Source organism: Rhodoferax sp. EU05-FHT12H12, assembly GCF_058791215.1.
In genome coordinates this window covers 351,429-375,627 of sequence record NZ_JBYTDI010000004.1, presented here as the reverse complement: position 1 = coordinate 375,627, position 24,199 = coordinate 351,429, and the positions used below count along the sequence as shown (strand labels likewise).

Sequence of the window (24,199 nt, the reverse complement as noted above, 5' to 3'; positions counted from 1 at the left end):
AGGCCCCTACACACCAAAACCATCGTCCGCAGCAATCACGGCTCCATTGATGAAGTGGCTTTGGTCCGAACACAGCGTGACCAGAATCGCGTCCAGGTCTTGCGGATGGCCAATGCGTTTGCGCGGCAGCATCTGCACCAGCTTCTGCCCAGCGTCGGTCTGCCAGTGGTGGTGGTTGATTTCCGTGTCGATGTAACCCGGGCACAGCGCGTTGACGTTGATTCCGAACTTGCCCCATTCAAGCGCCTGCGCCTTGGTCATCTGGATGATGGCGGCCTTGCTCATGCAGTACACACCTATTTGTGGCAACACACGCAAGCCCGCCATGGAGGCAATGTTCACGATGCGCCCGCCGGTGTAGCTGCCGGGTGCGGCACCTTTGGCGCGCGCCAACATGCGCTTGCCCACCTCTTGCGCCACAAAAAAAGCGCCCTTCACATTGGTGTTGAACATGAAGTCGTAATCGTCAGGCGACACATCCTGCAGGCGCTGCGTGGTGCTCACGCCAGAGTTGTTGACCAGGATGTCGATCGACCCCACCTCCGTCTCCGCGTGGGCCACGGCAGCCTTGATGGAGTCGTGGTCGGTCACGTCCAGCTCCACGACATGGGCATCGCCCCCTTGCCCCGTTATTTCGGCACGCAGATCCTTGAGTTTGTCTACCCGGCGACTGGCCAACACCACCGCCGCCCCAGCGGCGGCCAGGGTTTTGGCAAACTGCGCCCCCAGCCCGCCAGATGCGCCCGTAATAAAAGCGACGCGCCCTGAAAGATCGATGCTGTAAGCCATTTAGAGTGCCTCCTCAAAATAAAAAGAACGGTCGTTCTTTTTTGTGAATTCAGCGAATAAAATCCCACTCCAGTTCGATGCGCCCTTAAGCGGGCGGACCATTCCGAAGACCACCCATTATTAAGCGAGACACCCCATGACAAACCAGGAAATTCTGGCGCAATTCGGCCCCCGTGAATCCATGGAATACGACGTGGTCGTCGTCGGTGGTGGTCCTGGTGGCCTGGCCACAGCGATTCGCCTCAAGCAGTTGGCGGCAGACCAGGGCAAAGACGTTTCTGTGGTGGTACTAGAGAAGGGCTCCGAGCCCGGCGCACACATCTTGTCGGGTGCCATCATGGACCCCAAGGCCCTGACCGAACTGATCCCCAACTGGAAAGAACTGGGCGCACCACTCAACCAGGCGGTGACCGATGACGCCTACATCTTCTTGGGTGAAAAAACCGGCGTGCGCGTGCCCAATATGGTCTTGCCCCCTTTCGCCCACAACGATGGCAACTACATCGTGAGCCTGGGTGCGGTCACCAAGTGGCTGGCCGAGCAAGCAGAAGCACTGGGCGTGGAAATCTTTCCGGGCTTCACCGCGGCCGAAGTGCTCTACAACGACGACGGCTCTGTCAAAGGCGTGGCCACTGGCAATATGGGCGTTGGCAAAGACGGCGAACCCACCGAGAATTTTCAGCTCGGCATGGAGTTGCTGGGCAAATACACCGTGTTTGCCGAAGGTGCCCGCGGCCACCTGGGCAAACAGCTCATTGCCAAATACAAGCTCGACGAAGGGCGTGACCCGCAAAGCTTTGGCATCGGCATCAAGGAACTGTGGGAAATTGACCCCAGCCGCCACAAGCCTGGTTTTGTGATGCACACCGCCGGTTGGCCCATGGAGTCTGACACTTACGGCGGTGCGTTCCTGTACCACCTGGAAGGCAACAAGGTGGCACTGGGCTTCGTCACCGGCCTGGGTTACGCCAATCCCTACCTGAGCCCGTTCGAAGAATTCCAGCGCTGGAAGACACACCCCAACGTGCGCTACTACTTCGAGAACGACAAGGGTGAAATCACCGCCAAACGCCTGTCTTATGGTGCGCGCGCCATCAATGCAAGTGGCATCAACGCGCTGCCCAAAACCGTGTTCCCGGGTGGCTGCCTGGTCGGCTGCAACGCTGGCTACCTGAACGTGGGCCGCATCAAGGGCAGCCACGCTGCCATCAAGACCGGCATGCAAGCTGCTGAAGCCGCTTTTGATGCCGTGGTGGCAGGCCGCCAACACGACGAGTTGAGCGCTTACCCGGAAGCCTTTGAGAAGAGCTGGCTGCACACCGAGCTGAACAAGGACCGTAACTTCAAAAACTGGTTCAAGTACGGCCTGACCGTGGCAACCCTCATGAACGGCTTTGAGCAGTTTGTGCTGCGCGGCCATATTCCCTGGACGCTGCGCCGCGACAAGCCCGACCACGCCTACCTGAAGCCAGCGGCCGAGTGCAAACCCATCGTCTACCCCAAACCCGATGGCAAGCTCACCTTCGACCGCCTTTCCAGTGTGTTCATCAGCAACACCAACCACGAAGAGCAGCAGCCCGCACACCTCACGCTCAAGGATGCGTCGGTGCCCGTGCGCATCAACCTCGCCCAATATGCCGGCCCCGAAGCGCGCTACTGCCCGGCGGGTGTGTACGAGTTTGTAAAGAACGAAGACAACACCGATCGCCTGCAGATCAACGCGCAGAACTGCGTGCACTGCAAGACCTGTGACATCAAGGACCCCACGCAAAACATCGTCTGGGTCACCCCCGAAGGTGGTGGCGGCCCCAACTACGCGGGCATGTAAACCCCGCGTCCACACACATCAAGGGAGGCCCATGGCCTCCCTTTTTTTCTGTCCGGGCCCAAAGTTGCCCACGCTAGACGGAGCGCGCCACCTCGGCGTCCAGCTCTGCCAGGCAGGTCAGCATTTGTTCACGGCAACGCGCCATCAAGGCAGGCATGTCGTCCAGCGTCAGCCCCTGGGTCGGGATGGGTTCCAAGGTCTTGATGACAATACGACCGCTGCGCCAGCGATTGAGGCGCATGGTGCTTTTGTAGTTGCTGCAAACCAGCGGAACAATGGGCACCCCCGCGTTGATGGCCATCTGGAATGCGCCCTTTTTGAAGGGCAACAACCCCTGGCCCAGATTGCGCGTACCCTCCGGAAAGACCCAGATCGAGGTGTCCTGGTGCAGCATCACATCCGTGGTTTTCAACATGGCCTGTTTGGCCTGGATGGCATTGCCACGGTCGATCAGGATGTTACCGGCGAGCCAATAGATCTGCCCAAAAAACGGCACCCATTTCAAGCTCTTTTTGCCCAGAGATACCGTGCGCCGCGGCACCGAGCAACCCAGCACCCACAGGTCCCAGTTGGACTGGTGGTTGGCCACCACCACAAAAGGATTGGGCTGGCGCAGCATTCCTGCCGTATCCAGTTTCATGGTCAGCCCCAGGATGCGCAATGCGGGCACCGAATACACCCAGCCGCACAACCGCGAGTTGTCGGGGTTGAAGGGGCGTGAGAGACAGATCAGGAAATTGACAAGGGCCGCCACAAGGAAGTGGAGCCCGATCAGGACCAGGCGAAGGATTTGGAGCATAGAGAAACCGACAATAGATGGGATGCAGCGCCCACCCGGGAGCGCCATCAACGGCAGGGCAGTGTAGATGAGCACCGCAAGCAAGGCCTTGCGACAAGTCAGACAGAGTGCAATGCCCGATTGCGTCAAAAAATGGAGGCTGCTTGCTGCACCTCGTTTAGAATCCCGTCCTGTCAGGAGAGAGCCTCCCCCGCGGAGGCCGCCGAAGGCGCAGGACGGCTGATTGCAGCGGTCTGAACGCTCAGGCAAAAGGACTGACATCCGTTGGTGGCTTGGCTATCAACGACACCCCACTGGAGAGAGGCTGCAAACTTTGTAGCCCACCGAAGGAGCAACCCGCAGTCTGCGCACCCCTCGTGCATGCAGGCCCGGCGAATCTCTCAGGTAAAGCGGACAGCGGGGGCAGCACCGGGCGGGCGCAGCCATGCACCCACCCCGGGTTTTGACTTGCCCCTACCTGGATTGCCGCCATGTCCACCACCGACACCGCTTTGTTAACCACACCGCTCAATGCCCTGCACATCGAGCTGGGCGCCCGCATGGTGCCGTTTGCCGGCTACTCCATGCCGGTGCAGTACCCCGCTGGCCTGATGGCCGAACACCACCACACCCGCAACGCCGCTGGCCTGTTTGATGTGTCCCACATGGGCCAACTGCGCCTGGTTGGCCCCGATGCGGCGGCCGCGTTCGAGACGCTGATGCCCGTGGACGTGATCGACCTGCCCGTGGGCAAGCAGCGCTACGGCCTGTTGCTGACGGATGAGGGCACCATCATTGACGACCTGATGTTCTTCAACAAGGGCAATGACGAGCTCTTCGTGATCGTCAATGGCGCCTGCAAGGTGGGTGACATTGCCCACATCCAGGCCAAGATCGGCAGCCGCTGCCAGGTTATCCCCCTGCCCGACTACGCGCTGCTGGCGCTGCAGGGCCCGCAGGCAGTGACCGCCCTGGCCCGCCTGGCACCCGGCGTGGACAAGCTGGTGTTCATGACCGGTGGCAATTTCACCGTGGACACGGGTACCCAGAAGATTGACGTGTTTTTGACCCGCAGCGGCTACACCGGGGAAGACGGCTTTGAGATCTCCGTCCACAAGGACCACGCCGACGCCCTGGCCCGCGCCCTGCTGGCCCAGCCCGAAGTGAAGCCGATTGGCCTGGGTGCACGCAACTCGCTGCGCCTGGAAGCCGGCCTGTGCCTCTATGGCAATGACATTGACACGACCACTACGCCGGTCGAAGCCAGCCTGCTGTGGGCCATGCAAAAGGTGCGCCGCGCTGGCGGCGCACGTGAAGGCGGCTTCCCGGGCGCTACAAAAATAGGAGCTGCTCTCGCAGATTCCACGGGTGCTACAGCACCAAAAGGCACTAAAAAGCGGGTGGGACTGATCGCGCTGGAACGCATCCCCGTGCGCGACCACACCGAGCTGCAGGACGGCGCGGGCAACAAGATTGGCGAAGTCACCAGCGGCCTGCTCGGCCCCACGATCGACAAACCCGTGGCCATGGGCTATGTGGACGCCGCCTGGGCGGCGGTGGGCAGCAAAGTGGTGGCCATCGTGCGCGGCAAGCCCGTGCCGATGGAGGTGAGCGCCATGCCCTTTGTGCCCACGCGTTACTACCGCGGCTAACCACCGTGCCGGGGCGGCTAAAGTCTGGCCTGGCAGGTTTGTTTTTATTGTTTGATTCCTTTCCAATCACCCGTTTTTCAGGAGTTCTCCATGTCCATCAAGTACACCCCCGACCACGAATGGCTCAACGTTGAAGGTGGCACTGCCACCGTGGGCATCACCCACCATGCGCAAGACGCGCTGGGCGACGTGGTGTTTGTGGACCTGCCCGAAGTGGGCGCCTCGATTGACGCCAAGGCCGTGGCCGGCGTGGTGGAGTCCGTCAAGGCCGCTGCCGACGTCTACATGCCCGTGACCGGCGAGATCACCGAAGTGAACGAAGCCCTGCGCGCCGACCCCAGCCTGGCCAACACCGACCCGCTGGGCGCCGGCTGGTTCTTCAAGGTCAAGCTGTCCAACCCCGCCGAACTCGACGGCCTGATGGACGAAACCAGCTACACCGCCTTCTCCGCCAGCTGATCTGGCCCCCACGCTCCGCCGCTGCGCGGGTCGCTGCCCCCCAGAGGGGGCTAATTTTCCTAGGGGTGGCCCTGCGGGAAATTGCCCTCTCACTCTCTAACCAACAAGCCTGAACGTCCATGCCAACGACCTCTGCCCCCACTCTCGCCCAGCTGGAAAACGCCAGCGAATTCCACGCACGCCACATCGGCATTGATGCGGCCGACGAAGCACTGATGCTCCAAGCCATCGGCGAGACTTCGCGCCGTGCGCTGATCGACAGCATCGTGCCGCGCTCGATTGCGCGCGCTAGCAAGATGGACATTCCCGCGGCGATCACCGAAGCGGCAGCGCTGGCCGAGATCAAGGCGTTGGCAGGCAAGAACAAGGTGCTCAAGAGCTTCATTGGCCAGGGCTACTACGGCACGCATACGCCGGGCGTGATCCTGCGCAATATTCTGGAAAACCCCGCCTGGTACACCGCCTACACGCCCTACCAGGCCGAGATTTCGCAGGGCCGCATGGAAGCGCTGGTGAACTTCCAGACCATGGTGTGTGACCTGACCGGCATGCCCATGGCCAATGCGTCCATGCTGGACGAAGCCACCGCCGCGGCCGAAGCCATGACACTGGCCAAGCGCAGCGTCAAAAGCAAGAGCCATGTGTTTGTGGTGGCCGGCGACTGCCACCCGCAAACCATCGAAGTGATCCAGACCCGCGCCAAGCCGCTGGGCATCACCGTCACGCTGGCCAATTCCGCCCCCGAGTGGGAAGCCGCGCTGGCCGGTGACTACTTTGCCGTGCTGGCCCAGTACCCCGCCACCAGTGGCCGCATTGACGACCTGCGTGCCGACGTGGCGCTGGTGCACGGCAAACAGGCCGCCTTCATCGTGGCCGCCGACCTGCTGGCGCTCACGCTGCTGACGCCCCCCGGCGAATTTGACGCCGACATTGTGATCGGCACCACCCAGCGCTTTGGCATGCCCCTGTGCAACGGCGGCCCCCACGCTGCCTACATGGCCTGCCGCGACGAATACAAACGCTCCATGCCCGGCCGTCTGGTGGGCGTGAGCATCGACACCCATGGCAACCCCGCCTACCGCCTGGCGCTGCAAACGCGCGAGCAACACATCCGCCGCGAAAAAGCCACCTCCAACATCTGCACCGCGCAGGTGCTGCCGGCCGTCATCGCCAGCATGTACGCCGTGTACCACGGCCCCGAGGGCCTGACCCGCATCGCCCAGCGTGTGGCCAAGTTCACCGCCATTTTGGTCAAGGGTCTGGAGCAACTCGGTGCCCCGGTGCGCGCGCAAGCCACCTTTGACACGGTCACGCTGAAGACCGATGGTGCTACTAATTCGATAGCTGCTCGCGCAGTATCTGCGGGGGCCAACCTGCGAATTTACTTTGAAAACTACCTGTGCATCAGTCTGGACGAAACCACCACGCGTGACGACCTGGCGCTGGTCTGGAGCCTGTTCGCCAAGGAAGGCCAGGCCCTGCCCAGCGTGGAAGCGCTGGAAGGTACCGCCGAATCGCTGATCCCCGCCGCACTGCGCCGCACCAGCAAGTTCCTCACGCACCCGGTGTTCAACACCCACCACTCTGAGACCGGCATGCTGCGCTACATCCGCATGCTGTCTGACAAGGATCTCGCGCTGGACCGCAGCATGATTCCGCTGGGCTCCTGCACCATGAAACTCAACGCCACCAGCGAGATGATCCCCATCACCTGGCCCGAGTTCGCCAACATCCACCCCTTCTGCCCGGCCGACCAACGCCAGGGTTACGCCGAACTGGACGCACAGCTGCGCGCCTGGTTGTGCGCCGCCACGGGCTACGCTGGCATCAGCCTGCAACCCAACGCCGGTAGCCAGGGCGAATACGCGGGTCTGTTGACCATCCAGGCCTACCACGCCAGCAAAGGCCAGGCACACCGCAATATCTGCCTGATCCCCAGCAGCGCCCACGGCACCAACCCCGCCAGCGCGCAGATGGTGGGCCTGCAAGTGGTGGTGACCAAGTGCGACGACAACGGCAACGTGGACATGGCCGACCTGCAAGCCAAGTGTGAACAGCACAGCGCCAACCTGGCCGCGGTGATGATCACCTACCCCAGCACGCACGGCGTGTTTGAAACGTCCGTAAAAGAGCTGTGCGCCTTGGTGCACCAGCACGGCGGCCGTGTGTACGTGGACGGCGCCAACATGAACGCACTGGTAGGCACTGCCGCCCCCGGCGAGTTTGGCGGCGACGTGAGCCACCTGAACCTGCACAAGACCTTCTGCATCCCCCACGGCGGTGGCGGCCCCGGCGTGGGCCCCGTGTGTGTGGTGGCCGATCTGGTGCCCTTCTTGCCCGGCCACGCCACCGGTGGTGTGCCTGGCACCGGTGCCGTGAGCGCTGCGCCCCTGGGCAATGCTGCCGTCCTGCCCATCAGCTGGATGTACTGCCGCATGATGGGCCCGGACGGCCTGCAGCATGCGACCGAAGCCGCCATCCTGGCCGCCAACTACATCAGCGCACGCCTGGCAGACCACTACCCCACGCTGTACGCATCGGCCAACGGACATGTGGCGCACGAGTGCATCCTGGACCTGCGCGGTTTCAAGGACAGCTGCGGCGTGATGGCCGAGGACGTGGCCAAGCGCCTGATGGACTACGGTTTCCACGCGCCCACGCTTTCTTTCCCCGTGCCCAACACGCTGATGGTGGAGCCCACCGAAAGCGAAACCCTGGCCGAGCTGGACCGTTTCATCAACGCCATGATCGCCATCCGTGGCGAGATTGCGCGGGTCGAAAAAGGCGAATGGCCGCAGGACAACAACCCGCTCAAGCATGCCCCGCACACCGCAGCCAGCCTGCTGGGCGGCGAGTGGGACCGTCCGTACAGCCGCGAGGTGGGCGCCTTCCCCGTCGCCAGCCTGAAGGCCGTGAAGTACTGGCCCAGCGTGGGCCGGGTGGACAACGTCTATGGCGACCGCAACCTGTTCTGCAGCTGCGTGCCTTTGAGCGAGTACTGATTGGCCCCCACGCTTGTCGCTGCGCGTACTGCGCTGCCCCCCAGGGGGGCGTAGTCGCCTTGGGGCGGCCCGGCGGCGACTAGCCGAACTGAAAGTAAAAATCAGGGTGGCACTGCATTGCATGCAGCCACCCTGGCCAGGCTGGACCTGGCATCGCAGCGGGAGAGCCTGGCGCCTAAAACGCCAGCGCCGAAGGAGCAACCACCCCGGAAACTCTCAGGCACCCAGGACCGCTTCGATAGGGATGTTGAATCCCAGAGCACTCTGAAGAGCTGCCGTGGACTAGTCCCCACGGCACACCGCAGGAGCAAGCCGCTGGCCCACAAGGCTGGCGGTGAATCTCTCAGGTCTCAAACAGAGGGGGGCGTCACCTGCACATGGTGTGTGGGTTGGCGACTTCTATGTTTGCGACTGTTTTGCGAGAGAGCTCTATGAAACACATTGCCATCATCGGCGGCGGCATCACCGGCGTCACCAGCGCCTACACCCTGGCCAACGCGGGTTACCAGGTCACCCTGATTGAGAAACACCGCTACGCAGGCATGGAAACGTCCTATGCCAACGGCGGGCAGTTGTCGGCGTCGAATGCCGAGGTCTGGACCCACCCCAGCACCATCGTCAAAGGGCTGAAGTGGATGTTCACCAAGGACGCCCCACTCCTGATGAACCCCACGCCCACCTGGCACAAGCTGAGCTGGATGGCCGAGTTTGTGGCCGCCATACCCAAGTACCGCGACAACACCGAAGCCACCACCCGCCTGGCCATTGCCGCGCGCGAGCACCTGTTTGGTTGGGCCGAAAAAGAAGGCATTGATTTCGACCACAAGCGCAAAGGCATCTTGCACATCTACCGCAACAAGGCGGGCTTTGACCATGCCGGCACCGTGTCCAGCATGCTGGCCGCTGGTGGCCTGCCACGCCGTGCAGTTACCCCCGATGAGATGCGCGCGATTGAACCCACGCTGCAGGGCCAGTACTACGGGGGTTACTTCACCGAGAGCGATTCCACGGGCGACATCCACAAATACACCCACGGCCTCTCACAGGCCTGCGCACGCCTGGGCGTGAAATTTCTCTATGGCCACCAGGTGCTGAGCGCGTCGGCGGATGGCCATCGCGCGCAGCTTGCGCTGCAGCACGCGGGTGGCACCGAGACCCACACGTTTGACGGTGTCGTGGTCTGCGCGGGTGTGCATGGCCGGGGCATTGCCGCACAACTGGGCGACCGCCTCAACATCTACCCGGTCAAGGGCTACTCCATCACCGTGCACCTGAGCGACGAGGCCAGCCAGCAGGCTGCGCCGCAGGTGAGCTTGCTGGACGACGAAACCAAACTGGTGACCAGCCGCCTGGGCCAAGACCGTTTCCGCGTAGCGGGCACGGCCGAGTTCAACGGGTTCAACCACGACATCCGCGCCGACCGCATCCGCCCTCTGGTGAACTGGGTGAACCAGTGCTTCCCGGGTGTGAGCACGCGCCGCGCCGAGCCTTGGGCCGGGCTGCGACCCATGATGCCCAACATGCTGCCGCGTGTGGGCCGGGGCCAACGCGCCAACGTGTTCTACAACACCGGCCACGGCCACCTGGGCTGGACGCTGTCGGCCATCACCGCGCACCAACTGGTGGGCCATGTGCAGCAGCACTTGGCAGCCTGACCCAATCGCATCACACTCGCGCAAGGAGTCCACCATGGCAGTCTCTGTATTCGACCTGTTCAAGATCGGCATCGGCCCCAGCAGCTCGCACACCGTGGGCCCCATGCGGGCAGCGCGCCAGTTTGTGGCGCGGCTACAGCACAGCGGTGTGCTGGCGCAGACCGCCACGGTGCGCTGCTGGTTGCACGGCTCGCTGGGTGCGACCGGCAAGGGCCACGCCAGCGATGTGGCCGTGCTGCTGGGCCTGTGCGGCCACGAGCCCGACACGGTGGAAGTGGACGTGATCCCCGCGCTGCTGGCCGAGGTGCGCAGCAGCCAGCAGCTCATACTGGGCGGTACGCACCGCATTGCCTTCCATGAGAAAGACGACCTGCTCTTCATGCGTGCGCCCCTGCCCTTCCACGCCAACGGCATGCGCTTTGTGGCGCTGGATGCGGCGGGCCATGAACTGTCGGAACGCATCTACTACTCGGTGGGCGGCGGTTTTATCGTGAGCGACGAAGTGGCGGCCGATGGCACGCGGCAAAAAGTGATTGCGCCCGACGCCACCGTGCTGCCCCTGCCCTTTACCAGCGGTGACGCGCTGCTGCAACTGGCCGCACAACAGGGCCTGAGCATTGCGCAAATCATGCGGCGCAACGAGCAGCACTGGCGCAGCGATGCCGAGATTGACGCCGGCCTGCTGCGCATCTGGCAGGTGATGCAGGCCTGCGTGCAACGCGGCTGCGCGACCGAGGGCGTGCTGCCCGGCGGTTTCAAGGTCAAACGCCGCGCCAAAGCCCTGCGCGATGCGCTGGTGGCCAAACCCGAAGAGGCCCTGCGCGATCCGCTGCAGGTGCTGGACTGGGTCAACCTGTATGCGCTGGCCGTCAACGAAGAAAACGCCGCCGGTGGCCGCGTGGTCACCGCCCCCACCAATGGCGCGGCCGGCATCATCCCCGCCGTGCTGCACTACTACACGCGCTTTGTGCCAGGAGCCCATGACCAAGGCGTCATCGACTTTTTGCTCACTGCCGCTGCCATCGGCATCCTCTACAAGGAGAACGCCAGCATCAGCGGTGCCGAAGTCGGCTGCCAGGGCGAGGTAGGCGTGGCCTGCAGCATGGCCGCAGCTGCCCTGTGCGCGGTGATGGGTGGCACCCCCGCGCAAGTGGAAAACGCAGCCGAGATTGGCATGGAACACCACCTGGGCCTGACCTGCGACCCCGTAGGCGGGCTGGTGCAGATCCCGTGCATCGAGCGCAATGCGATTGCATCCGTCAAAGCCATCAACGCCGCCCGCATGGCGCTGCGCGGCGATGGCAGCCACTTCGTGAGCCTGGACAAGGTCATCAAGACCATGCGCGAAACCGGCGCGGACATGAAGACCAAGTACAAGGAAACCGCCCGTGGGGGGTTGGCGGTGAATATTGTGGAGTGTTAGAGGCAGGTATTGCTTTGGAGCATGTCGGCAAGGCAATTCATTCCCCGGGTGATCCAGCTCCGTGATAAAGTAATTCATCAATTACTTATTCAATGCGAATGTGCTGACGCGTACCAAACTCAAAACAGAAGACCGTCAGGCAGAACTGGTCCAGGTGGCTTTGGTTTTGGCGGCCCAAAAAAGTCCTGTCGAGATCACAACGGGTGATCTGGCGCAGGCTGTCGGGATCACGCAGGGCGCTGTTTTCCGGCATTTCGAGAGCAAGGAAGCGATCTGGTTGGCGGCGCTCGATTGGGCCCATCAGGCATTGATCGGCAGATTGCAGCAAGCGGCGCAGGCCAAGCAGGCGGATGCCTTGCAGGCATTACGTGCCGTCTTCATGGCGCACATAGACTTTGTGCAGGAATATCCCGGTGTTCCGCGCTTGGTCTTTCAGGAGCTGCAGCATGCCAAGCCGACGCCCCTCAAGGGCAAGGTCCAAGGCCTCATGGCCGACTACAGAACCCTGGTTTCCGGCTTGCTGGCGCAAGCGCACGAGGATGCGCTAACGGCAGCCGACGTGGATCATAAAAGTGCTGTGGTCCTGTTCATGGGGGCGGTTCAAGGGCTTGTCGTGCAGTCGCTGGTGACTGGCAGTCTGAAAGACATGGCAAAGCTGGCACCGGCCGTATTCAACATTTACGAGGCCGGCTTGCTGGCACCGTCCACACCAGAAGCTAGGAAGCGCAAATGACCATCATCCAGTTCAACAAGCGGCAGACCGTGGTCATCGTCGGCATTGCAGCCGTTGTGGCCACTTTGGGATTTGTGGCTTTCCGCATGGGGCCCTTGGCACCGACCAAAGTCACCGTGACCCAAGTCAGCAGCGAAGGTCTGACCCCCTCGGTATTTGGCATTGGCAGTGTGGAAGCCCGTCAGAGCTGGCTCTTGGGGCCTGCGGTGGCGGGGCGTGTGCTGCATGTGCATGTGGATGTCGGGCAGGCGGTCAAGGCGGGGCAGTTGCTGGCCGAGATGGATCCGGTGGATCTGGGGCAACGGCTGCAGGCGCAGGAGGCTGCTTTGTCCAAAGCGGTCAGCATTGAGGCAGCGGCCCATGCCCAAGTCGCCGACGCCAAAGCCCGGCGTGAACTGGTCACGACGACCCTGAACCGACAAAAGGAGCTGGCGCAGCAGAACTTCATCAGCCCCTCCGCCCTGGAAGGCCGGGAGCAGGAACTGCAGTCAGCGGATGCAGTGCTTGCCGTTGCGCAAGCGAACCTGCAAGCAGCCAAGCAGGATGCCCAACGCCAGCGGTCCGAACGCGCGGCGGTATCGCTTCAAAAACAAAACACCCGTTTGATGGCCCCTGCCGATGCGGTGGTGATCAGCCGGGATGCCGAATCCGGCAGCACGGTGGTGGCCGGCCAGCCAGTACTCAGGCTGGTCAATCCCGCCAGCCTCTGGGTCAAGCTGCGTGTGGACCAAGCGCGCTCTACGGGACTGGCCGTCGGTTTGCCGGCACAGATTGTGTTGCGATCCCGCCCTCAGCAGGTGCTGGCTGGAAAAGTGGATCGGGTGGAGCTGCAGGCGGACGCAGTGACTGAGGAACGGATTGCACAAGTGGCGTTCGAGCAGATCCCAGCATCGCTGTCGATTGGTGAGATGGCCGAAGTCACGCTTCAGCTCCAGCCGACCGGGCAGGCACTGGTGGTGCCTCAGGCCAGTGTGCAAACGTACCAGGGCCGCACCGGTGTCTGGCGCCTGAAAGACGGCACCCTGGATTTTGTGCCCGTGCAATGGGGAGCTACCAGCCTGGACGGCCGCGTTCAGGCACTCAGTGGCCTGAGCTCGGGCGACACCGTGGTGGTCTACAACGAAAAGCCCCTGTCGGCAGGGGGCAGCTTCAAGGTGGTCGATGCCCTGGTGAAAAAGGCCCGGCCATGATCAGCCTGGCGGCACGTGACATTCAGCACAGCTGGCCCAAGTTCGTGCTCACAGGGCTAGGCTTGGGCCTGCTCATTGGCGTGACGCTGACCATGGCCGGCGTGTTTCGTGGCATGGTCGACGATGCGCAGGCCTTGCTCAACAACAGCGGCGCGGACCTGTGGGTGGTGCAAAAGGACACGCAAGGGCCGTACGCCGAATCCTCCAGCCTCAAGGACGATGTGGTGCGCAGCGTTGCAGGCATGCCCGGCGTGGCAATGGCCGCCAACATCACGTACTTCACCATGCAGATCAAAGCCGTGGGCGACCAAGAGGCCCGGGCCATGGTGGTCGGGATCGAGCCAGGTGCCGCAGGACTGCCAGGACAGCCGGGCCACTTGCTGGCCGGCCGACACCTCACGCGCAGCCACTACGAGGCGGTGGCCGACATCAAGACCGGACTGTCCTTGGGCGACAAGGTCGAGATCCGGCGTCACACCTACGAGGTAGTAGGCCTGACGCGCCGAATGGTCTCTTCGGGCGGTGACCCGATGGTGTTCATTCCGATCAAGGATGCCCAGGAGGCGCAATTCCTCAAGGACAACGACGCCATCGTGAACGACCGCGTCCGGACCGCCGCCAATCCGGCGTTCAACCGACCTGCGGTGCCGGGCTTGCTCGATGCCGCACAGAACCTGCAGACCAGCAGCCGCAACGTCAATGCAGTGCTGATCCGTATGGCTGAGGGGTGGTCAGCGCAGCAAGTGGCTGAGCCGATCCGGCGCTGGAAACACCTGGCCGTTTTCACCCGGGAGGACATGGAAGACATCCTGGTCGATAAATTGATCGCCACCTCGGCCAAACAGATCGGCATGTTTCTGGCCATTCTGGCCGTGGTGAGTGCGGCGATCGTGGCGTTCATCATCTACACCATGACACTGGGGAAAATCCGCGAAATCGCTGTGCTCAAATTGATTGGCACTCGCAACATCACCATCGCATCGATGATCCTGCAACAAGCACTGGGGCTTGGGATCATTGGCTTCATCGTGGGCAAAGTGGCCGCGACGATCTGGGCACCGGTGTTTCCCAAGTTCGTCCTCTTGCTGACGCAGGATGCTGCGGTGGGTTTTGTCGCCACGATGCTTATCTGCACGCTGGCCAGCACCCTGGCGATCCGTGTGGCTTTGCGGGTTGACCCTGCAGAGGCCATCAGTTGAGGGGCACGACATGAACAGCAAACCCGGCGGCATTCGGATCGAGAACCTGCGCAAGGTCTATGGCCATGGCGACACGGCCGTGGAGGCGCTCAGGAATGTGACCATGCAAGTTGCACCTGGTGAGGTGGTGGGGTTGGTGGGGCCTTCCGGCTCGGGGAAGAGCACATTGCTCAAATGCCTGGGGGCAATCATCGAGCCCACCTCGGGGCGCATGACACTGGGTGACGAAGTTATTTACGACAATGGCTGGAAGACCCCAGACCTGCGCGCCTTGCGCCGCGATCGGATCGGGTTTGTGTTCCAGGCCCCTTACCTCATCCCATTTTTGGATGTCACGGACAACGTGGCCTTGCTGCCCATGCTGGCGGGAGTCCCCAATGTGGACGCCAGGCGACGTGCCATGGAATTGCTCAAGGCCCTGGATGTTGCGCACCGCGCCAAAGCCGAGCCGGCGCAGTTGTCAGGGGGCGAGCAGCAGCGGGTATCGATTGCCCGCGCTTTGGCGAACAAGCCGCCGGTGATTCTGGCCGACGAACCGACAGCCCCTCTGGACAGCGAGCGCGCGTTGGCCGTGGTACGCATCCTCAACACCATGGCGCAGCAGGCGCAGACGGCCATCATTGTGGTGACCCACGACGAAAAAATCATCCCGACCTTCAAGCGCATCTATCACATACGCGATGGCCAAACGGTCGAGGAGCAAGGCGAGGGGCGCGCGCTGGATTGAGCTGGCAACTTCGACGCCAGTCAGAACCCCTCCCCCGTCACCCTACGCCTCTGTCGCATGCGCAGGCCCCGCTCGGCGTTCTTCGATCGCTTCCACCGTGCCGCGGGCCAGGCCCCGATGCAGTACCTGCTGGCCTGGCGCATGGCGCTGGCCAAGAACCTGCTGCGGCGCCAGGTGGGCGGCATGGCCGAGGTGGCGCAGCGCGTGGGCTACAGCTCCGCCAGCACCTTCAGCGTCGCATTCACCCGTTTTGTCGGGCAGGCGCCATCGCAGTACGCGCGCATGCCGGCCGAGTAACGCTCCTGATTTAATAGCTGCTCGCGCAACATCCGCAAGGGCTAGAGCCCTAAATCATGCCAAAGTGCGGGGCACTCAGACCTTGAACTGGTCCACAGCGCTCTGCAGCTCGCGCACGCGCTCGCTCATGGCGGTGGCGGCGGTGGCGGTGTGGCCCACCTGCTCGGTGTTGTGGCGGGTTTCGGCCTGCATGTGCACCACGGCCTGGCTGACTTGCAGCACGCTCTGGCTTTGCTGGGCCGACGCGGCAGAGATTTCGCCCAGCAGGTCGGTCACCTGGCGCACCGCGGTGACGATGTCTTGCATGGTGGCCCCGGCGCGGCCCACCAGTTGCGAGCCTGCATCCACCTGCTCGGCCGAGTGGCTGATGAGTTGGCGGATTTCTTTGGCCGCATCGGCGCTGCGGCCGGCCAGGCTGCGCACCTCGCTGGCCACCACCGCAAAGCCACGGCCCTGCTCGCCCGCGCGGGCGGCTTCCACGGCCGCGTTCAGCGCCAGGATGTTGGTCTGGAAGGAGATGCCTTCAATCACCGCAATGATGTCCACCACCTTGCGCGAGCTGTCGGTGATGGCGTGCATGGTTTGCACCACTTCGCCCACCACCTCGCCGCCGCGCTGGGCTGTGCTGGAAGCACTCACGGCCAGTGCGCTGGCGCTTTGTGCACGCTGGGCGTTTTCTTGCACAGTGGCGGTGAGCTCGGTCATGCTGCTGGTGGTGGCGTTGAGCGCGTCGGCCTGCACCCGGGTGTGTTGCAGCAGGTCGGAGCTGGACTGCACGATGTCCGCGGACGAGGCGGTCAGCGGCTCGGTGCTTTCCTTGATCTGGGTGACCAGGTCGGTCAGCGTGTCTTCCATGGTGCCCATGGCGTCCAGCAAGCGGCCAAACTCGCCGCCGCGGGTGTTTTCAAAATCGTGGCTCAGGTCACCCGCGGCCACGGTCTCGGCAATGTGGATGGCATCGGCCAGCGGCCGCGAGATGCTGCGCACCTGGCTGATGGTGGACACCACGCCCAGCACCAGGGCCAGCACGGCCATCACCAGCATGCTCTGCTGCGCGTCGGCCGCCAAGGCGGCAAACTGCTTGGCTTGAAGCGCCACGCTGCCCAGCGCGCTGTAGCCGGTGTAGAGCACTGCCAGCAGCAGCCCCAGCACCAAGGCGGTGGTGAGTGAGAGCCGGGTGGCGACAGTCATGGAGTTGAAGAGGCGCATACGGGTCCAGTGCTGCTGTGGGGGAGATGGCGAGAAAATCTGCACACCAGTGTATGCCAGGCCCGCTGGCGGCAAACCGCCAATCACCCGCAGAACCACGCCCCTTATTTCAGTGCCACCCGGATCGACCGCCACCACCAGAACGCTCCTGAAACAGGAGCTGCTTGCGCATATTCCACGCGGGCCAGAGGCCCATTTGACCTAAAAAACAGGCATCACTGCAGCGTGAACGCGTCCATGGCCAGCATGCTGTACATCACTTCGCGGCTCAGGTAGTCGGGGCGGGCATCGGGCCCGGCAGCACCCAGTGCGAAGAACAGCGGCAAAAAGTGGTCTTCGCTGGGGTGGGCCCGGCTGGCGTGGGGTGCCTGGGCGCGGTAGGCCAACAGCGCATCCAGATTGCCGCTGCTCAGCGTGTCTTCGATCCAGCGGCTGAACTCGGTCACATAGGGGGCCACGGCGCGTTCACCGCCAAAAAACTCAGCCAGGTTGTGTGTCATGCTGCCCGAGCCCATGACCAACACACCCTGCGCACGCAGGCCCGCCAGGGCTGCGCCCATGGCGTACACCTCGCGCGGGCCATACCCCATGGGCAGGGCCACTTGCACCACCGGCACAGTCGCCTGCGGCAGCAGGTGCATCAGTGGCACCCAGGTGCCGTGGTCCAGCGGGCGGGTGTCGTCCGGCTTGGCAGTGATACCTGCTTCCTGGAGCGCGGCAATCACCTCCAGCCCCAGCGCCGGGCTGCCCGGTGCGGGGTAGTTCAGTGCGTACAGCGCGGGTGGAAAGCCCCCAAAGTCGTGCCAGGTGCTGGGCTGGGGCGTGGTCATCACCGCGGGGCTGCGCGCCATCCAGTGCGGCGACATGATCACAATGCCGCGCAAGTCGGCGGGCAATGTTGCCCCCCAAGCTGTCAATGCAGGGCCGGTGGTACCGGCATCCACCGCAAACAGCGGCGCGCCGTGGGAGACAAACAAGCTGGGCAATGCGGTGGTCATGGCGGGTTCCTTGTGACTGTTCAAAAACGATGGCTTGACTGTAAAAGCCCTTAAACCGAAGATAAATAACCGCACCATTGATTCAATGTCTTTGTTTTGTTGACAATAGAGACATCCCCACCGTTTGGAAAATGCCCGCCATGCAAAAGCACGCTCCCCTCCCCCTTTGGTCCGTGGCCTGGCCCGTAGTGGGCTGGGTATTGCTGGGCGGCAGCCTGTTTGGCGTGGCCGGCGGCTGGTGGGTGGCGCTGTTGGCCGCCGGGCTGGTGGGCACTGTGCTCTCGGCCGTGCACCATGCCGAGGTGGTAGCCCACAAGGTGGGCGAGCCCTACGGCACGCTGGTGCTGGCGCTGGCCATCACGGTCATCGAGGTCGCACTCATCGTCTCCATGATGCTGGCCGGTGGCCCCGAGACCACGGCGCTGGCGCGCGACACGGTGTTTGCCGCGGTGATGCTGATCCTCAACGGCATTGTGGGCATTTGCCTGCTGGCGGGCGGCAGCCGTTACCGCGAGCAGACCTTTGGCCAGCTCGGCGTGAGCGCATCCCTCACCACGCTGGCCGCCATCGCGGTGCTGACGCTGGTGCTGCCCAACTACACCACCAGCGTGGTGGGCCCGGTATACAGCCCCAGCCAACTGGCCTTTGTGGCCATCGTCTCGCTGGTGCTCTACGGCACCTTTGTGCTGGTACAGGCCGTGCGCCACCGCGACTACTTTTTGCCCCCCGAGGCCAGGGCCGACGCCGAAGCCCACGCCAACCCGCCCAATGGGAAACTGGCGGCCATCAGCGCGGGCCTGCTGTTGCTGGGCCTGGTGGCGGTGGTGCTGCTGGCCAAGGCGCTGGCCCCCACTATCGAGACTGCGGTGGCCAGCGCGGGCGCGCCCAAGGCCGTGGTGGGCATCATCATCGCCATGGTGGTGCTCTTGCCCGAAGGCCTGGCGGCCTACCGTGCAGCGCGGGCCAACCGCTTGCAGACCAGCCTGAACCTGGCGCTGGGCTCCGCTTTGGCCAGCATTGGCCTCACCATCCCGGCCGTGGCCATCGTGTCCCTGGCCACGGGCTGGACGCTGACTTTGGGCCTGGACATCAAATCCAGTGTGCTCTTGTTGCTCTCGCTGTTCATCAGCACGCTGTCGCTCAGCACCGGGCGCACCACGGTGCTGCAGGGCACGGTGCACCTGGTGCTGCTGGCCACCTATTTGTTCACCACCATCGTGCCCTAGGGCGCACGCGGCCATGGACCAGTTTCGCCAGATGCAGGCCTTTGTGGCCGTGGTGCAGGCCGGCAGTTTTGTGCAGGCGGCGCAGCGGCTGGACACCTCCAAGGCGGTGGTCTCGCGCCTGGTGCTGGAGCTGGAGGCGGCCCTCAACACCCGCCTGCTGAACCGCACCACGCGCCGCCTCTCGCTCACCGATGCGGGCAACGAGTATGTGGAGCGCTGCCGCCAGATCCTGGAAGACGTGAACGATGCCAATGCAGCAGTGAGCGCGGGTACGGGCGTGGTCAGTGGTCGCCTCAAGCTCAACGCACCCCTCACCTTTGGCAATCTGCATCTGGCGCCGCTGTGGGGCGAATTTTTGAAGCTGCATCCGCAGGTGGAACTCGACATCACGCTGACCGACCGCGTCGTGGACCTGGTGGATGAAGGCTACGACATGGCGGTGCGCATTGCGCTGCTGGCCAGCTCGTCGATGGTGTCGCGCGCGCTGGCGCACGACGAGGTGTTCCTGTGCGCCTCGCCCGCCTACCTGCGCTCGGCGCCCCCCATCACCACGCTGGACGATGTGGCCCGGCACAGCGTGATGGCGTATTCCTTGTGGTCGGGCGGCGATGTGTGGACGCTGACCGACGCCCAGGGCCAGCCCCACAGCGTGACCACCCACCCACGCCTGCGCGCCAACAGCGGAGACACCTGCCGCGCGACGGCCCTGGCCGACCAGGGCCTGATTTACCAGCCTGGTTTTCTGGTGGGCGACGACGTGCGCACCGGCCGCCTGGTGCGCGTCTTGCCAGATTTGCGCGGTCCCACGCTGGGCATCCATGCGGTGTACCCCACACGCAAACATTTGCCGGGCAAGGTGCGCGCCATGGTGGACTTTCTGGCCGACGCCTTCCAGACGCCCGCGTGGAGGCCCTAGTCAGGCCTGCATGCCTGCCAGGCCTGCCACGGCCAGCGCATACCCATTGACCCCAAAACCCGCCATCACCGCCTTGGCGGCGGGCGAGATGTAGGAGTGGTGGCGGAAGGCCTCGCGCGCATGCACATTGCTGATGTGCAACTCGATCAGCGTAATGCCCGTGCCCTTGATGGCATCGTGCAGCGCCACGCTGGTGTGGGTGTAGGCGCCAGCGTTCAGAATCACACCAGCGAGTTGGCCCTTGGCGTGCAACTGGCCGGCCTCGTGCAGCCAGTCCACCAGCGTGCCCTCGTGGTTACTCTGGCGAAAATCCAGCGTGAACCCGTTGGCCAAACATGCGCGCTCACACAGCGCCTGCACATCGGCCAGCGTTTGCGAGCCATAGACCTGGGGCTCGCGGGTGCCCAGCAGGTTGAGGTTGGGGCCATTGAGGATCAGCGCTGTTTTCATGGGGACGTCCTTGAAGAAAAACGGTTACGCGGCAGGCAGCGCCGCAGGGTGGCGCAAGCGCCAGACTTTGTAGGCACAGGCCGTGGCCAACACGGCCATGGTCGAGGTACCCCAGAACACACTGTCCAGCCCCCAGTGCTGGCTCAGCTGGCCGCCCAGCAGCCCACCCAGCACACCGGGAATACCGTAGCCGACGATGATGTAGAGCGCCTGCCCTCGCCCGCGCAGGCTGCCCGGAAAGTGGTGCGACACCAGCGCAATGCAGGCGCTGTGGTGGGCAGCAAACGTGAGCGCGTGCAGGGCTTGTGCCAGCACCAGCACCCACAGCACAGAGGCCAACGAGGCGGTGAGCGCCATGCGAAACACCATCACCACTGCACACAGCACCAGCCAGCCGGTCAGGCTCACCTTGGGCATCCAGCGGCTCTGGGTAAAGAACCAGCCAATCTCCACCGTGACCGACACCGCCCACAGCAGGCCAATCATGGTTTTGCTGTAGCCCAGCGAATCCATGTAGAGCGAGAAGAAGGTGTAGATGCCCATGTGTGAGAGCACATGGAAAAACACCGAGGCAAACAGCCAGCGCACCGCGGGTTGCGCCAGCACCGGCCCCATGGGCAAGGATGTTGCGCCCGCCGTGGCGTAGTGCGCCTCTTTCACATCGGGCATGCGGTAAGCAAACACCACCAGCACCACCAGGCTCACGGTCACGATCAAGGGAAAACTGCGCATGCCCACGTGCTCGAACCACGCCCCTGCCCCCAGCACCGCCAGCATGAAGCCCAGCGACCCCCACAAGCGCACCCGGCCATACAGCTTGGTGTCAAACGTGCCGCCCTGGCTCACCACATGGGCCACGGCGGCTTCGGTCATGGGCATCATGCCGCTGGTCTGGGTGAACATCACCAGCAGCACCACGGCCAGCCACCACACCCCGCCGTTGAACCACAGCCCCGCCGAGGCGACCAAGGCCGTGAGGGCACCCCAGCGCAAGAGCTTGGCGCGTTCACCGGTGCGGTCGCTCAGCGTGCCCCAGGCGTAAGGCGCAAACATGCGCGTGGCCGCCTGCACCGAGGTCAGCACACTGATGAGCACCAGGCTCAGGCCCAGGTCCTTGAGCCACAACGGCAAAAAGGGATTGAAGAAACCCGCGTGGGCACAGTAGGCCGCCGTCAACGCGGCAAACGGCATGATCTGGTGGCGCTGACCAGGCTGCGCCGGGGACGCGGCCACCGTACTCAAACGCTGCCTGCGATGGGCGTGAGCGCGGGCACCACGTCACCACACTGCGCGCGGTGGCGCAGCACATGGTCCATCACCACCAGAGCCAGCATGGCTTCGGCAATCGGTGTGGCGCGAATGCCCACACAAGGGTCATGCCGCCCCTTGGTGATTACCTGGGTGGGGTTGCCCTGCGAATCAATGGAATCACGCGGCGTGATGATGGAGCTGGTGGGCTTGATGGCAATGCTCACCTCCAGGTCTTGCCCGGTGGTGATGCCGCCCAGTACGCCGCCCGCGTTGTTGCTGGCAAAGCCGTTAGGGGTGAGGCTGTCGCCATGGGTGGTGCCACGCTGCGACACGCTGGCAAACCCAGCACCAATTTCCACCCCCTTCACCGCGTTGATGCCCATCATGGCGTAGGCGATGTCGGCATCCATCTTGTCAAACAGCGGCTCGCCCAGGCCCACGGGCACGTTGGTCGCGCTCACACGGATCTTGGCGCCGCAGGAGTCGCCCGCCTTGCGCAGCGCGTCCATATAGTCTTCCAGCGCCTGCACATCGGCCACGGGGGCAAAAAATGGGTTGTGGGGCACGTGGTCCCAGCTCTCAAAGGCAATCGGCAGCTCACCAACCTGCGTCATGCAGCCGCGGAATTCGGTGGCGTACTTTTCCTTGAGCCATTTCTTGGCCACGGCACCCGCCGCCACCATGGGCGCGGTGAGTCGGGCGCTGGAACGGCCACCACCGCGTGGGTCGCGGATGCCGTATTTCTGGAAGTAGCTGTAGTCGGCGTGTCCGGGGCGGAAGGTCTCCAGAATGTTGCCGTAGTCCTTGCTGCGCTGGTCGGTGTTTTGGATCAGCAGCGCAATCGGCGTACCGGTGGTTTTGCCCTGGTAGACACCGCTGAGGATCTGCACTGCATCGGGCTCATTGCGCTGGGTCACGTGGCGGCTGGTGCCAGGGCGGCGGCGGTCCAGGTCAATCTGGATATCAGCCTCGGACAGCTCCATGCCCGGGGGGCAGCCGTCAATGATGCAGCCAATGGCCGGGCCGTGGGATTCACCAAAGTTGGTGACGGTGAAGAGGTGTCCGAAGGTGTTGCCGCTCATAGTGGCCGAATTATCCCAGACCGGGCCACACGGCCCTGCAGGCTGGAACACTTTATGCATCGTGCTGCAGCGCACCATTTCAGTGTTTTCAGCTTGTTTGAACAGGAGTGAGCCATGCTAGACCGCACCAGCACCCAGTTTTCCCACGTCAAGCCCGAAGACACGCAATTTGTGTCGGGCGGACTGCGTGATTTTTTCTTGTACCGCGATCTCGGTGTGGCCGAAGCCACCCACGGCAAGGTGATTGCGCACCTGGTGAAGGCGAACATGGCACCAGAAACAGGCACCGGTTGGCACCGTCATGAGGCAGATTTCCAGATCGTCATCATGACCAAGGGCTGGGCCAAGTTCATGTACGAAGACAAAGAGACCCTGGTGCAGGCTGGCGACGTGGTGCACCAGCGCCCCGGCATCCGCCACTTCCTGTTCGACTATTCGCCCGACATGGAGTACCTGGAAATCGTGTCGCCAGCCGACTTCAAGTCGATTGACGTGGATCCGGTGTGTGCGGTGCCAGCGCCCACGCCCTGGGCGTGAGCGGCAATTCCGCGCCGGGCCGCCCCAAGCGGAATTAGCCCCCTCGAGGGGCAGCGACCCGCGCAGCGGTGGAGCGTGGATGCTTAGAACTCCGCATCCAATTCGTCGATTTCCTCGGGCTCGGCCTTGGCAGCGGCCACCCACTCTTGCATGGCAGGCAGCGCCATGATGCGTTTGCAATAGGCCGCAGCCTCCTTGTCGATGGCCACGTCATAGGTCAAAAAGCGGGTCACCACCGGGGCATACATGGCATCGGCCAGGCAGGGTTGTTTGCCAAACAGGTAGGGCCCGCCGTAGGTCTGAAGGCAGTCTTTCCAGATGGCCAACACCCGGTCGATATCGGCCTGCGCACGCGACCACACCTTGAACTGGGGAAAGTGCGCCTTCAGGTTCATGGGCAGCGAGCCGCGCATGGAAGCAAAGCCCGAGTGCATTTCGCCACACACCGCGCGGCAGTGGGCCCGCGCCTTGATATCGGCCGGCAGCAAGCCGGCCTTGGGTTTGATTTCGTTGAGGTATTCACCAATCGCTAGGGTGTCCCACACATTCACCCCGTTATGCAGCAGCGAGGGCACCAGCATGCTGCTGGAGAGCAGCAGCATCTCCGCCTTCATGGCCGGGTCATCCGGGGAAATCACCGCTTCGGTGAACTCCAAACCCGCCAGCTTGGCCATCAACCAGCCCCGCAATGCCCAAGCGCCGTAGTTTTTGCTGCTGATGGTCAGTACTGCCTTGGCCATGGAAGGGACCTCCTGCGGGAAAGTGATGCCCAAACCGTCGCAAGGCCTGTGCCAACAC

Annotated in this window: 21 protein-coding genes, 1 pseudogene and 4 riboswitches; of the genes and pseudogenes, 14 read left to right on the top strand and 8 right to left on the bottom strand. The window is 63.4% G+C overall.

Translation table 11 applies throughout. From position 1 onward, the window contains the following. Window positions 1-6: 6 nt before the first annotated feature. Window positions 7-789: an SDR family oxidoreductase gene (locus tag AC3WS7_RS14020; RefSeq protein ID WP_296470051.1), complete on the bottom strand. Its 783-nt coding sequence runs from the start codon at window positions 787-789 to the stop codon at window positions 7-9. Between the two features lie 136 nt (window positions 790-925). Between AC3WS7_RS14020 and AC3WS7_RS14015 the strand changes: the two genes are divergently transcribed. Beyond that, window positions 926-2,617 carry an electron transfer flavoprotein-ubiquinone oxidoreductase gene (locus tag AC3WS7_RS14015; protein ID WP_492656780.1) on the top strand — a complete coding sequence of 564 codons (1,692 nt, stop codon included), beginning with the start codon at window positions 926-928 and terminating at the stop codon, window positions 2,615-2,617. 73 nt (window positions 2,618-2,690) lie between these two features. Here the strand turns inward: AC3WS7_RS14015 and AC3WS7_RS14010 are convergent, their stop codons facing one another. Beyond that, the gene (locus tag AC3WS7_RS14010) at window positions 2,691-3,416 is read right to left on the bottom strand and encodes a lysophospholipid acyltransferase family protein (RefSeq protein WP_492656779.1); all 726 of its coding nucleotides are present in this window, start codon (window positions 3,414-3,416) and stop codon (window positions 2,691-2,693) included. A 164-nt stretch (window positions 3,417-3,580) separates the two neighbouring features. Continuing rightward, window positions 3,581-3,683: riboswitch (glycine riboswitch) on the top strand. 16 nt (window positions 3,684-3,699) lie between these two features. Next, a riboswitch (glycine riboswitch) is annotated at window positions 3,700-3,823 on the top strand. Between the two features lie 63 nt (window positions 3,824-3,886). On the opposite strand from AC3WS7_RS14010, the gene gcvT reads away from it, so the two are divergent. From gcvT to AC3WS7_RS13960, 10 genes and pseudogenes are all read left to right on the top strand, one after another. Beyond that, a complete protein-coding gene (gene gcvT, locus AC3WS7_RS14005) occupies window positions 3,887-5,047 on the top strand; it encodes a glycine cleavage system aminomethyltransferase GcvT (protein ID WP_492656778.1) in 1,161 nt (386 codons plus the stop codon). A gap of 90 nt (window positions 5,048-5,137) precedes the next feature. Continuing rightward, on the top strand, window positions 5,138-5,506 hold the full coding sequence (gene gcvH / locus AC3WS7_RS14000) for a glycine cleavage system protein GcvH (RefSeq protein WP_296470061.1): 369 nt from the start codon (window positions 5,138-5,140) through the stop codon (window positions 5,504-5,506). 119 nt (window positions 5,507-5,625) lie between these two features. Further along, a complete protein-coding gene (gene gcvP / locus AC3WS7_RS13995) occupies window positions 5,626-8,508 on the top strand; it encodes an aminomethyl-transferring glycine dehydrogenase (protein ID WP_492656777.1) in 2,883 nt (960 codons plus the stop codon). 149 nt (window positions 8,509-8,657) lie between these two features. Further along, window positions 8,658-8,751, top strand: a riboswitch (glycine riboswitch). An 11-nt stretch (window positions 8,752-8,762) separates the two neighbouring features. Further along, window positions 8,763-8,876, top strand: a riboswitch (glycine riboswitch). 63 nt (window positions 8,877-8,939) lie between these two features. After that, complete coding sequence (locus tag AC3WS7_RS13990) at window positions 8,940-10,163, top strand: D-amino acid dehydrogenase (RefSeq protein WP_492656776.1); 1,224 nt, start codon at window positions 8,940-8,942, stop codon at window positions 10,161-10,163. A gap of 34 nt (window positions 10,164-10,197) precedes the next feature. Next, window positions 10,198-11,586: an L-serine ammonia-lyase gene (locus AC3WS7_RS13985; protein ID WP_492656775.1), complete on the top strand. Its 1,389-nt coding sequence runs from the start codon at window positions 10,198-10,200 to the stop codon at window positions 11,584-11,586. Between the two features lie 100 nt (window positions 11,587-11,686). Further along, window positions 11,687-12,319, top strand: a complete 633-nt coding sequence (locus tag AC3WS7_RS13980; RefSeq protein WP_296470073.1) for a TetR/AcrR family transcriptional regulator — start codon at window positions 11,687-11,689, stop codon at window positions 12,317-12,319. Further along, window positions 12,316-13,509: an efflux RND transporter periplasmic adaptor subunit gene (locus tag AC3WS7_RS13975; RefSeq protein WP_296470076.1), complete on the top strand. Its 1,194-nt coding sequence runs from the start codon at window positions 12,316-12,318 to the stop codon at window positions 13,507-13,509. Before AC3WS7_RS13980 ends, AC3WS7_RS13975 begins: the two co-directional genes overlap by 4 nt. Next, window positions 13,506-14,708: an ABC transporter permease gene (locus tag AC3WS7_RS13970; protein WP_492656774.1), complete on the top strand. Its 1,203-nt coding sequence runs from the start codon at window positions 13,506-13,508 to the stop codon at window positions 14,706-14,708. Before AC3WS7_RS13975 ends, AC3WS7_RS13970 begins: the two co-directional genes overlap by 4 nt. A 10-nt stretch (window positions 14,709-14,718) precedes the next feature. Continuing rightward, complete coding sequence (locus AC3WS7_RS13965) at window positions 14,719-15,435, top strand: ABC transporter ATP-binding protein (RefSeq protein ID WP_492656773.1); 717 nt, start codon at window positions 14,719-14,721, stop codon at window positions 15,433-15,435. Between the two features lie 69 nt (window positions 15,436-15,504). Further along, window positions 15,505-15,732: pseudogene (locus AC3WS7_RS13960) on the top strand (helix-turn-helix transcriptional regulator); the annotation flags it as partial. A gap of 75 nt (window positions 15,733-15,807) precedes the next feature. Here the strand turns inward: AC3WS7_RS13960 and AC3WS7_RS13955 are convergent. Continuing rightward, entirely contained in the window at window positions 15,808-16,941 is a 1,134-nt protein-coding gene (locus AC3WS7_RS13955; RefSeq protein WP_492656772.1) for a methyl-accepting chemotaxis protein, read from the bottom strand. Window positions 16,942-17,156: 215 nt separating this feature from the next. Next, window positions 17,157-17,939, bottom strand: a complete 783-nt coding sequence (locus tag AC3WS7_RS13950) for a DODA-type extradiol aromatic ring-opening family dioxygenase (protein WP_492656771.1) — start codon at window positions 17,937-17,939, stop codon at window positions 17,157-17,159. Window positions 17,940-18,079: 140 nt separating this feature from the next. On the opposite strand from AC3WS7_RS13950, the gene AC3WS7_RS13945 reads away from it, so the two are divergent. Continuing rightward, window positions 18,080-19,165 (top strand): calcium:cation antiporter, encoded by a 1,086-nt coding sequence (locus AC3WS7_RS13945; RefSeq protein ID WP_492656770.1) that lies wholly within the window; start codon window positions 18,080-18,082, stop codon window positions 19,163-19,165. Between the two features lie 13 nt (window positions 19,166-19,178). Further along, window positions 19,179-20,081, top strand: a complete 903-nt coding sequence (locus tag AC3WS7_RS13940) for a LysR family transcriptional regulator (RefSeq protein WP_492656769.1) — start codon at window positions 19,179-19,181, stop codon at window positions 20,079-20,081. Here AC3WS7_RS13940 and aroQ read toward each other — a convergent pair whose 3' ends face one another. Genes aroQ through aroC form a run of 3 tightly spaced genes read right to left on the bottom strand, consistent with a single transcriptional unit; the run spans window position 20,082 to window position 22,864 of the window. Further along, window positions 20,082-20,531, bottom strand: a complete 450-nt coding sequence (gene aroQ, locus AC3WS7_RS13935) for a type II 3-dehydroquinate dehydratase (RefSeq protein ID WP_296470092.1) — start codon at window positions 20,529-20,531, stop codon at window positions 20,082-20,084. Between the two features lie 24 nt (window positions 20,532-20,555). Next, window positions 20,556-21,764, bottom strand: coding sequence for an MFS transporter (locus AC3WS7_RS13930; RefSeq protein ID WP_492656847.1), 1,209 nt, complete (start codon window positions 21,762-21,764; stop codon window positions 20,556-20,558). 5 nt (window positions 21,765-21,769) lie between these two features. Further along, window positions 21,770-22,864, bottom strand: coding sequence for a chorismate synthase (gene aroC / locus AC3WS7_RS13925; protein WP_492656768.1), 1,095 nt, complete (start codon window positions 22,862-22,864; stop codon window positions 21,770-21,772). Window positions 22,865-22,978: 114 nt separating this feature from the next. Between aroC and AC3WS7_RS13920 the strand changes: the two genes are divergently transcribed. Then, window positions 22,979-23,401, top strand: coding sequence for a cupin domain-containing protein (locus AC3WS7_RS13920; RefSeq protein ID WP_492656767.1), 423 nt, complete (start codon window positions 22,979-22,981; stop codon window positions 23,399-23,401). Window positions 23,402-23,484: 83 nt separating this feature from the next. Here the strand turns inward: AC3WS7_RS13920 and AC3WS7_RS13915 are convergent, their stop codons facing one another. After that, window positions 23,485-24,141, bottom strand: a complete 657-nt coding sequence (locus tag AC3WS7_RS13915; protein ID WP_296470102.1) for a glutathione S-transferase — start codon at window positions 24,139-24,141, stop codon at window positions 23,485-23,487. Window positions 24,142-24,199: the final 58 nt, after the last annotated feature.

Coding starts and splice junctions, on each gene's coding strand:
- AC3WS7_RS13975 (WP_296470076.1), top strand. CDS start 12,316: ATGACCATCATCCAGTTCAACAAGCGGCAGACCGTGGTCATCGTCGGC.
- AC3WS7_RS13985 (WP_492656775.1), top strand. CDS start 10,198: ATGGCAGTCTCTGTATTCGACCTGTTCAAGATCGGCATCGGCCCCAGC.
- AC3WS7_RS13950 (WP_492656771.1), bottom strand. CDS start 17,939: ATGACCACCGCATTGCCCAGCTTGTTTGTCTCCCACGGCGCGCCGCTG.
- AC3WS7_RS13920 (WP_492656767.1), top strand. CDS start 22,979: ATGCTAGACCGCACCAGCACCCAGTTTTCCCACGTCAAGCCCGAAGAC.
- AC3WS7_RS13945 (WP_492656770.1), top strand. CDS start 18,080: ATGCAAAAGCACGCTCCCCTCCCCCTTTGGTCCGTGGCCTGGCCCGTA.
- AC3WS7_RS13970 (WP_492656774.1), top strand. CDS start 13,506: ATGATCAGCCTGGCGGCACGTGACATTCAGCACAGCTGGCCCAAGTTC.
- gcvP (WP_492656777.1), top strand. CDS start 5,626: ATGCCAACGACCTCTGCCCCCACTCTCGCCCAGCTGGAAAACGCCAGC.
- AC3WS7_RS13940 (WP_492656769.1), top strand. CDS start 19,179: ATGGACCAGTTTCGCCAGATGCAGGCCTTTGTGGCCGTGGTGCAGGCC.
- AC3WS7_RS14020 (WP_296470051.1), bottom strand. CDS start 789: ATGGCTTACAGCATCGATCTTTCAGGGCGCGTCGCTTTTATTACGGGC.
- AC3WS7_RS13955 (WP_492656772.1), bottom strand. CDS start 16,941: ATGCGCCTCTTCAACTCCATGACTGTCGCCACCCGGCTCTCACTCACC.
- AC3WS7_RS13990 (WP_492656776.1), top strand. CDS start 8,940: ATGAAACACATTGCCATCATCGGCGGCGGCATCACCGGCGTCACCAGC.
- AC3WS7_RS13965 (WP_492656773.1), top strand. CDS start 14,719: ATGAACAGCAAACCCGGCGGCATTCGGATCGAGAACCTGCGCAAGGTC.
- aroQ (WP_296470092.1), bottom strand. CDS start 20,531: ATGAAAACAGCGCTGATCCTCAATGGCCCCAACCTCAACCTGCTGGGC.
- gcvT (WP_492656778.1), top strand. CDS start 3,887: ATGTCCACCACCGACACCGCTTTGTTAACCACACCGCTCAATGCCCTG.
- aroC (WP_492656768.1), bottom strand. CDS start 22,864: ATGAGCGGCAACACCTTCGGACACCTCTTCACCGTCACCAACTTTGGT.
- AC3WS7_RS14015 (WP_492656780.1), top strand. CDS start 926: ATGACAAACCAGGAAATTCTGGCGCAATTCGGCCCCCGTGAATCCATG.
- AC3WS7_RS14010 (WP_492656779.1), bottom strand. CDS start 3,416: ATGCTCCAAATCCTTCGCCTGGTCCTGATCGGGCTCCACTTCCTTGTG.
- AC3WS7_RS13915 (WP_296470102.1), bottom strand. CDS start 24,141: ATGGCCAAGGCAGTACTGACCATCAGCAGCAAAAACTACGGCGCTTGG.
- gcvH (WP_296470061.1), top strand. CDS start 5,138: ATGTCCATCAAGTACACCCCCGACCACGAATGGCTCAACGTTGAAGGT.